Source organism: Microcoleus sp. D2_18a_B4, assembly GCF_036702475.1.
In the GTDB taxonomy this organism is placed as follows: Bacteria; Cyanobacteriota; Cyanobacteriia; order Cyanobacteriales; family Microcoleaceae; genus Microcoleus.
On record NZ_JAUBTL010000027.1, the window covers coordinates 80,601 to 88,272 of the forward strand.

Sequence of the window (7,672 nt, forward strand, 5' to 3'; positions counted from 1 at the left end):
GTAATTACAATGGAACCTGACAAAATTATCAATGCTTTTCTCCAATGGCTGCACAAAAATCCGAGTATTTTCATGCCGACAGCATGGCAAGATTTACCCGAATTAAAAACAGAAATGGGAGAATTCGCAGACGATCAATTGTTTCCTATTGCTATGGCTATCAGCAAGTGGTGCGCCCGTCATCAATTGGGAGAAGAATTAAAAATTGCGGCCGGCAAAAACAAAAAAGAAATCGACGATCCGGGCGAACCCACCCCAACTACCACTCACCCACTAACTAACATCACTCAAACTCTGCGTCAAAGCATTGAAGATAGCTACAAAAAAATTCAAAAAGAACTCGATGCAGAGAATCAATCAAATACAGACAATGACTGAAAACAGTAAAATCTATGCCCCCAACGTCTATTTGTTTGCCTATCACCTCTGCCAACCCCTAGAATCAGAGTCTAGTTCCCCTGTGGAATTCGCCCGTTTGTGGCAGAAGTGCGATGAGATTTTGCAAACTAAATTAGCAGTCGGTAAGGCATTCAACGGCAGCTACTTGTCCAAAAAAGACGAACCTGCCGGATGGCGAGTCAACCTGATTAAAAAAGAAGTGGTTGGCCAGCGAAATTCTCTGGCTTTTGATAAGAATATTTCCCACGAAAACCAACAAATTAGCCTCAAAGGTTTTGCCCAACCGCTGCGGATTGATGACAGCTACGCTTTGGGTTTACAAATTCGCGTTCCCGAAAAAGTTAACAGCATTAAAACACCTGCTGTCGATGTTAGCATCTTCAAGGAATTTAATCCCGATAACTGCTTGCTGCCGGATTTCGTGCAGAGTTATTTCGGGCAAACTCTGCTGCTTACAGCTTGGCTGAGTGTCGAACAAAATCAGGCGGCGCGGGCAGATTCGCAGTTTCTCAAAAGTTTAGGCAAACAGTGTCTAGAAAAGTTGATTTCTGGTCAAAATCTGCCGAGTTTTTACCGTCAAGGCGAATTGTTCGGTAGCCCGATTTTAGAATACGGCAATCCGAGTCGGCAAGATAACGACTGCCACGTTATCGTCTGGTTTTTCAACAGTCCGACAACTGATGAAATCTGGGATGAGACGCGGTACAGCGATTTTATGGATTTGTTTCTGTACCGAAATAAGATTCTTCGCGCTTATCACGACAGCCGCAAGCTTTACGCCGTGACTCGCGAGGAATACAAGCAAATTGAACTGGATATTGACAAGACTTTTAAGTATTTGCAGCGAGATAAAGCTCAGCAGAAGCAATCGAAAGGTGCGGGTTTAAAGGAGGAAGAATTAAAATATCTGGAAACTCAGATGATTGAGATGCCGCCTCGGGCTGTCAAGTATGCCCGAATGCTGATTGATTTGGAGTTTCGCCAAAATACGATCGCAATTAACGCCCAAAATTACCAAGATAAATTAAATCAAATAAGTCTTGACATCAAAGCAGCTAAAAAGTACAATGATAGTGATGCCAATTTAAGTTTCCTCGAAACATTCAGCAAAGAAACTTGCCCGCAGTTTCAAAGGCAGATTCAAGCAGATTTAGGCTATTTCAAACACGGTTCCGGCTTGCTAGACCAAGCAACCGAGGCAATTAGAGCTATTGTGGCGATCGAAGAAGCTTATCGGAATGCCAAATTAGAGGTAACGATTCAAGCTGTCGGCTTTGGTTTGGGAGTAGCCGGGGTGGTGGCTGGCAGTTCTCCTTATTTAATTAAACAAGACCCGCCGAACCAGATGGTTCCTTTGCCTTTGCCTTTCGTGAAGGTGGGAATTAATTCTTTTGCCTTCGTATTGTTGATTAGTATCGGTGCGGGGGTTGTAGTTTGGGGTGTGGTTATGTTGAGTGCCAATTCCAAGAATCTACTAGGTAAGTTCAAGAATCTACTAAATAGAAATAAACAGTTGCCGCCCTCATAATCCCGGTTCCGGGCGGGCAAATCGCCCGCCCCAGAAAAAGATTAGCCTTAATATTGAGGTACAGACGGGTCTACTTCTTCACTCCAAGCAGTAATTCCGCCCTTAACATTAATCCCCTCAATTCCAGCTTCCTTCAAAATCCCCAAAGCCTTCGCAGAACGCCCGCCCATTTTGCAGTGTGCAATCAAGCGGTGGCCGTTCAACAATTCTTTGACTTTAGCGACACCTGCGCCGTGTTCGATATCTGGCAAAGGAACCAAAACCGACCCAGGAATTTGACAAATTTGATACTCATTGGGATTCCGAACATCCAACAAGACAAAATCCTTCGCACCGCTGTCGATTAACTCCTTAAGTTCTTTGACAGTCATCTCAGGAATTTGCGGTTGCTCTGCTGGTACTTTACTAAAGCCGCAGAATTCTTCGTAATCGATTAACTTTTCAATTACCGGGCGCACTGGATTCGGGCGCAATTTCAATTGCCGGAATGTCATATCTAAGGCATTGTAAAGCAACAATCGGCCGCTCAAAGTAGTGCCTTGACCCAAGATAATTTTGATAGCTTCCGTTGCTTGAATGCAGCCAACTACTCCAGGCAATACGCCTAAAACACCGCCTTCTGCACAAGAAGGAACCATGCCAGGAGGCGGGGGTTCCGGGTACAAATCGCGGTAATTCGGGCCGCCTTCGTAGTTGAAAACTGTTGCTTGCCCTTCAAATCGGAAGATGGAACCGTAGACGTTGGGCTTGTTTAAAAGCACGCAAACGTCGTTCATCAAATAGCGAGTCGGGAAGTTGTCCGTGCCGTCGATGATGATATCGTAAGGAGTGGCAATGTCGATCGCATTTTCCGAACTAACGCGAGTTTCGTACAAATCAACTTGACAAAAAGGATTAATTTCTAAAATCCGATTTTTAGCCGACTCAATCTTGGGTTTCCCAACCCAAGAAGTGCCATGAATTACTTGCCGCTGCAAATTAGAATGGTCTACAACATCAAAGTCTACAATCCCAATGCGGCCAACACCGGCGGCTGCTAAATACAGCAGCAGCGGCGAACCGAGGCCTCCCGTACCGATGCAGAGCACGCTGGCAGCTTTGAGACGCTTCTGCCCATCCAATCCAACTTCTGGCAGGATCAGGTGGCGAGAGTAGCGTTCGTATTCTTGTTTGTTGAGCTGGATCTCCTCCAGATTAGGATTTAGCATGATATTGTGTGTAGCGCAGATTTTGAATTACATCCTATCTGAATCTTTCGCATTTTTACGTGTTTGTTATTTTTACTAATTATTTCTTAATCTCAGTCGGTTCAACTAGGCGAATTTCCTCTGCTTGAAAGTTCCCCTCTCCGTCAAGACTCCAACTGCGGATGTCTTCCCAACAGCCTTGTCGGACGGACACAATGATATAAGAGTATTGGGCCCAAGCCAATGTCCGATCGCACTCTGAGGGCACTGCGGGAGAATCCGTGTGAGAATGATATATACCGATAATATCCAGACTGCGATCGCGCCCATGTTTCATCGCCCGCAACATATCTTCGGGCTTAATAGCATATCTGCGTCGTTCTGTCAATCCCTTTTCTTCAGGCCAATTCTCCTGGGCCTGTGCACTCCAAGCATTCTCAGTCGGCCAAACTTCTACCAAAGTTTTAACATCGCCAGTAACTCGACCCAGCAACAAACCGCAGCATTCTTCAGGATAAGCGCTTTCGGCGTGGGTGCGGATGGATAAAATGTGAGAGTCGGAAAGTGCGATCGGCTGCATCAGATTTTATTGTAGATTTTATTGTAGATTTTATTGTAAAGTGCGATGGGCTTTTTTTTAAATTGTGGAACAGGCATCTTGCCTGTTCAATACTGGCTTTTCTGGAGATGTCTATTAATTTGAGGTTGGTGTAGCTGTTTGCAAAACAGTTCTATAAGCAATAACAGCTTCAGTTTGGTTAACATATCCTACATATTGACTCAATACAGAAAAGTCTAACTCAGGCAAAAATTCACTCCTCGAAATTAACTCATAACCCGACTCCCGCAAGTGGTAAATAGAAAATTGATCGTTAGCCCAAAACCAGACTTCAGGAACTTGCAAACCGCGATAGACTTCTAGTTTGTCAACTCCACCGCTACTTAGAGCAATTTCGATCGCAATATCAGGGATTTCTGCAAGTGCACCCAAGCAGTAACACTCATCGGGTTCCGCACCCCGTCTCACAGCTTCGCGGCGAAATGTAGCACTACCGTAACCGTTGAGATTAATTAGCCTTTCAACCGCATAAGTTTCTATCAACCGGGCAATAATTGTTTTAAGCCTTTCATGTTCTGGCGAAGTCGTCATAATAATTTCTAACGTTCCTTCCAAGTACGTCATCCTGGGGAATTCCTCGACAAACATATCGGAAAGTTGCTCGTATTGCTCCCAAGTCACATCATATAGAATTATGCGCTGTTCAGTCGCTGGAACGAGAGTTTTTGGATCTAAAAGTAGCATAATTAATTACCTGCACTTAAGATATCTCAACGTTAGATTTTTTCGTTATTTCTCAACTTCTTCTCTGTGTCCTCTGCGGCCTCTGCGGTTCGTAAAAAAAGTTCCTATATAAATTTAACGAACCGCGAAGACGCTTATGACACAAAGGAAGAGAAGAGAAGGGGAAAAACAGTTAATTCAATCAAGTCGGAGTTTGCTGCAACTCAGGCCGCTCATCTGGAACGATCGCACCTTCGACAGGACACACCTGCAAACAAATACCGCAGTCAATACAGGTATCAAAATCAATCCAAAACCAATCAGTACCCTTGACATTTTTGCCAGGACCGGGGTGAATGCAAGCAACCGGACAAGCGCCGACGCAATCAGCAATTCCCTCGCAAATATTCGTAACAATAGTGTGTGCCATAGTGTTCTCTCAAAAGATTTTTGTTAGATAGGGAATTAGCAATTAGCAATTGGCAAAACCTGATCTCAATCAGCAGGATACATAATATCATATCGGGTGATTTTTAGCCAATTACCAACTACCAATTACCAATTACCAATTAGCCTAATTTACCGTTTCAATTGTTGGCAATCCTTCGGCATTTACCCAAGCAATTTGAGCAATTCGTCGATCGCGCGCGTATTCCCGCGCCGACTCTGCTGTCTCCCGACTCTCCAAATCTATTTCTACCCGAACTAGGTGAGTAGAGTCTCGGAGTTTGCGAGCGTAAGCAAACGCGGCGGCACTAGCTTCAGGAGTTTGAGCCACAACCAACCAGTCGCTAGCTGGTGTCTCCGTGGGCAATTGCCCCTCTGTCAGCAAAACTTGGTGCAAATCCTCAATATTCAGACAAAACCCGATGCCGGGGGAATTTTGCCCTTGGGGGTCGAACAGTCCCAACAGTTGGTCATAGCGTCCCCCTTGTCCTAAAACTCGCTGTCCAGTCTTGCTGCTGCTGACAACTTCAAACACAATTCCAGTGTAGTAGTCAAATGTTTGAATTAAACTCAAATCGAGGTGAATGTGGGATTTGAGATTGGGAATTTTTGACTGGCATTGGTGCAGCAATTCGATCGCAGATTTGAGATTATTTAACGCGGATTGCTGCGGCAAATCTAAATCCAGCTTGGCAACAATTGGCAACACCTCTTCTGGGCGGCCGCGCAAGTCAAATAACAGCAGAGCTCTTTCTCGCAATTCGGTTGACAGCGGCAAAGTTTCCAAGGCAATTCGATCGAGATTGGCGATCGCCCCCCGAACTTTTTGGCGCACATTTGGCGGAAACGGTTCTAGCAATGTTGCAGTCAAGCCCGCTTCTCCCAAAACCAAATGCCAGTCATCAATTTCCAAGCTCTGCAAGCACTCAGACAGCAGCAGCAGCACTTCCGCATCCGCAACCGCCCCCCCCGCGCCGAGGAGTTCTACCCCAGCTTGATAGAACTCCTGTTGCCCGCCTGAGCCAGTATCTGGGCCTTTGCGGAACACGTTAGCGTTGTAGTAGAGGCGCTGAGGTTGCCAGCGAGTCCCGGCCATCCGCATTGCAGCCGCGCGCGCGATGGATGCTGTCAATTCCGGCCGCAAACCAAGTTCTCCATCCTCGGCATCTTGCAATTGAATTAAGGTCGATCGGTCGATCGCGCCCCCAGCCATCAAAGTTTCCAGCCTTTCTAGAGTAGAGGTAATAATCCGGTGATAGCCCCAGCGGTGAAAAACCTGCTGTAAGCGCCGTTCGATCGAAATTTTTTGAGCAACGTCAAGGGGCAATAAATCTCTTGCACCGGATGGGGGTTGGTGAACCATATCAATTTTAGATTTTAGACTTTAGATTTTAGATTGGGCTTAGAAGCTTAGCTTTATGGACGGTGTTAAAGTCTAACGAGGCCAGCTTAACATTCGACTTTAACAAATTAAGGTGTCATATTAATTTTAGATTTGAGATTTTAGATTCGGCTTAGAAGCTTAGCTTTAGGGGACGGTGTTAAAGTCGAAGGAGGCAAGCTTAACTTTCGACTTTAACAAATTAAGGCGTCATATCGTTTTCGTTTGAATCGGAATAATCATTTTCCCCGTCAGTGCGATCGTCCCGTTCTTTCTGGAGCATCCGCGATCGCGGGACGATCGCACTGATGGTATAATTCCGATGTCACCGGCGTTGATATCACCAAGTCTTGATTTTTTTGAGCTACCTCACTCCACTGCTGAGCAGTTCACCCGTTTCTAAATATTCAAGACTCACAACTCACAACTTCTCACTTCTTCTTACCGCCAAACAAACTCGCAAAAAATCCTGGTTTCTCGTCACCTTTTTTGGCTTTTGCTGCAGCTTGTTCCAGCTTTTTCTTAACCTCCAAAGCCGTCGGTTCTTCAGGATTTGATGCCAAAGCTTTGTTCATCTCAATTTTTGCCATTGTGGCTTGATTTTGTTCAAGGTAACACATTGCTAACAAAGCGTGGGCCTCGCTGTGTTTCGGATCGCGTTTCACCGCTTCTTTCAACTCTAAAATTGCTTTGGCGTAACTTTTGCTGTTCATGAATCCTTGAGCTCGGCGGCAATAGGCTTCAGTCTGCGAGTCTTTGGCAGGAGGCGGAGTTGGGGTTGGGGTTGGGGTTGGGGTTGGGGTTGGGGTTGCATCTTTTATTGGGGTTGCATCTTTTATGGGTGAAGCGGGTGCAACCCCAACACCGCCAAGGCGCTCTTTTCGCAGCAGGTAAACCATGTTAAGTTCGCTAATTTGATCGATCGCCTCTTGCGTTTCCTTAACTGATTCGTACTGCTTGAGAGCGAGTTTGCTAACTGCTGTTTTGTAAGCTTCTTCCCAATCTTTAGCGGTAACTAACTGTTTGGCTGCTTCGCTTTCAATTTGCATTTTCGCCTGTTCTTTAACGACGCGCTTGCCGATTGCTGCTAATAGCAGGCTGTATTCTTTGCGATCACTTTCCTTGGAAAATTTGTTGTAGGCCGGATTGACTACTTTTGACAAAAATTGGTTAGCCCAATCTTTATCGGCTTGGCTTTCAAAAGAGCAAGTATCCGAATGCAAGCGGCGGGCGATTTTCATGTAGCGCTTGCGGATGTCGTTAAACTCGGCGTCTAAGGGAATTCCCAAAATTGCGTGCTGATCTGTAAAGTCATACTTGAACAGCCCTTTTGTCATTTCAAAAGACATAACTTTTACTCTTCCTTTCCTGGCTTTGTTAGAGTCGATAGGGGCATTTCTACCCCTACCTCTCGTTCAGAACGGAACGTGATGCTTTCGCATCATTCC

At 45.5% G+C, this 7,672-nt stretch carries 8 protein-coding genes; 2 read left to right on the forward strand and 6 right to left on the reverse strand.

All coding sequences use genetic code 11. From position 1 onward, the window contains the following. The first annotated feature begins 9 nt into the window (after positions 1-9). Together QUB04_RS17075 and QUB04_RS17080 are read left to right on the forward strand one after the other, a co-directional pair. The gene (locus tag QUB04_RS17075; protein WP_333286082.1) at positions 10-378 is read left to right on the forward strand and encodes a hypothetical protein; all 369 of its coding nucleotides are present in this window, start codon (positions 10-12) and stop codon (positions 376-378) included. After that, a complete protein-coding gene (locus QUB04_RS17080; protein ID WP_333286084.1) occupies positions 371-1,927 on the forward strand; it encodes a hypothetical protein in 1,557 nt (518 codons plus the stop codon). Before QUB04_RS17075 ends, QUB04_RS17080 begins: the two co-directional genes overlap by 8 nt. A gap of 47 nt (positions 1,928-1,974) precedes the next feature. On the opposite strand, the gene moeB is transcribed toward QUB04_RS17080, so the two are convergent. The 6 genes from moeB to QUB04_RS17110 form a co-directional block, all read right to left on the reverse strand. Continuing rightward, positions 1,975-3,135, reverse strand: coding sequence for a molybdopterin-synthase adenylyltransferase MoeB (gene moeB / locus QUB04_RS17085; RefSeq protein ID WP_333286086.1), 1,161 nt, complete (start codon positions 3,133-3,135; stop codon positions 1,975-1,977). Between the two features lie 79 nt (positions 3,136-3,214). Further along, entirely contained in the window at positions 3,215-3,694 is a 480-nt protein-coding gene (locus QUB04_RS17090; protein ID WP_333286088.1) for a M67 family metallopeptidase, read from the reverse strand. A gap of 114 nt (positions 3,695-3,808) precedes the next feature. Continuing rightward, on the reverse strand, positions 3,809-4,417 hold the full coding sequence (locus QUB04_RS17095; protein ID WP_333286090.1) for a Uma2 family endonuclease: 609 nt from the start codon (positions 4,415-4,417) through the stop codon (positions 3,809-3,811). A gap of 181 nt (positions 4,418-4,598) precedes the next feature. Further along, entirely contained in the window at positions 4,599-4,826 is a 228-nt protein-coding gene (locus QUB04_RS17100; RefSeq protein ID WP_333054336.1) for a ferredoxin family protein, read from the reverse strand. A gap of 144 nt (positions 4,827-4,970) precedes the next feature. Continuing rightward, complete coding sequence (locus QUB04_RS17105) at positions 4,971-6,206, reverse strand: ATP phosphoribosyltransferase regulatory subunit (protein ID WP_333286092.1); 1,236 nt, start codon at positions 6,204-6,206, stop codon at positions 4,971-4,973. Between the two features lie 449 nt (positions 6,207-6,655). Then, complete coding sequence (locus QUB04_RS17110; RefSeq protein ID WP_333286094.1) at positions 6,656-7,573, reverse strand: tetratricopeptide repeat protein; 918 nt, start codon at positions 7,571-7,573, stop codon at positions 6,656-6,658. Positions 7,574-7,672: the final 99 nt, after the last annotated feature.

What these genes read in the sequence shown, in the direction of transcription:
- QUB04_RS17075 (WP_333286082.1), top strand. Translation starts at nt 10, where the DNA reads ATGGAACCTGACAAAATTATCAATGCTTTTCTCCAATGGCTGCACAAA.
- QUB04_RS17080 (WP_333286084.1), top strand. Translation starts at nt 371, where the DNA reads ATGACTGAAAACAGTAAAATCTATGCCCCCAACGTCTATTTGTTTGCC.
- moeB (WP_333286086.1), bottom strand. Translation starts at nt 3,135, where the DNA reads ATGCTAAATCCTAATCTGGAGGAGATCCAGCTCAACAAACAAGAATAC.
- QUB04_RS17090 (WP_333286088.1), bottom strand. Translation starts at nt 3,694, where the DNA reads ATGCAGCCGATCGCACTTTCCGACTCTCACATTTTATCCATCCGCACC.
- QUB04_RS17095 (WP_333286090.1), bottom strand. Translation starts at nt 4,417, where the DNA reads ATGCTACTTTTAGATCCAAAAACTCTCGTTCCAGCGACTGAACAGCGC.
- QUB04_RS17100 (WP_333054336.1), bottom strand. Translation starts at nt 4,826, where the DNA reads ATGGCACACACTATTGTTACGAATATTTGCGAGGGAATTGCTGATTGC.
- QUB04_RS17105 (WP_333286092.1), bottom strand. Translation starts at nt 6,206, where the DNA reads ATGGTTCACCAACCCCCATCCGGTGCAAGAGATTTATTGCCCCTTGAC.
- QUB04_RS17110 (WP_333286094.1), bottom strand. Translation starts at nt 7,573, where the DNA reads ATGTCTTTTGAAATGACAAAAGGGCTGTTCAAGTATGACTTTACAGAT.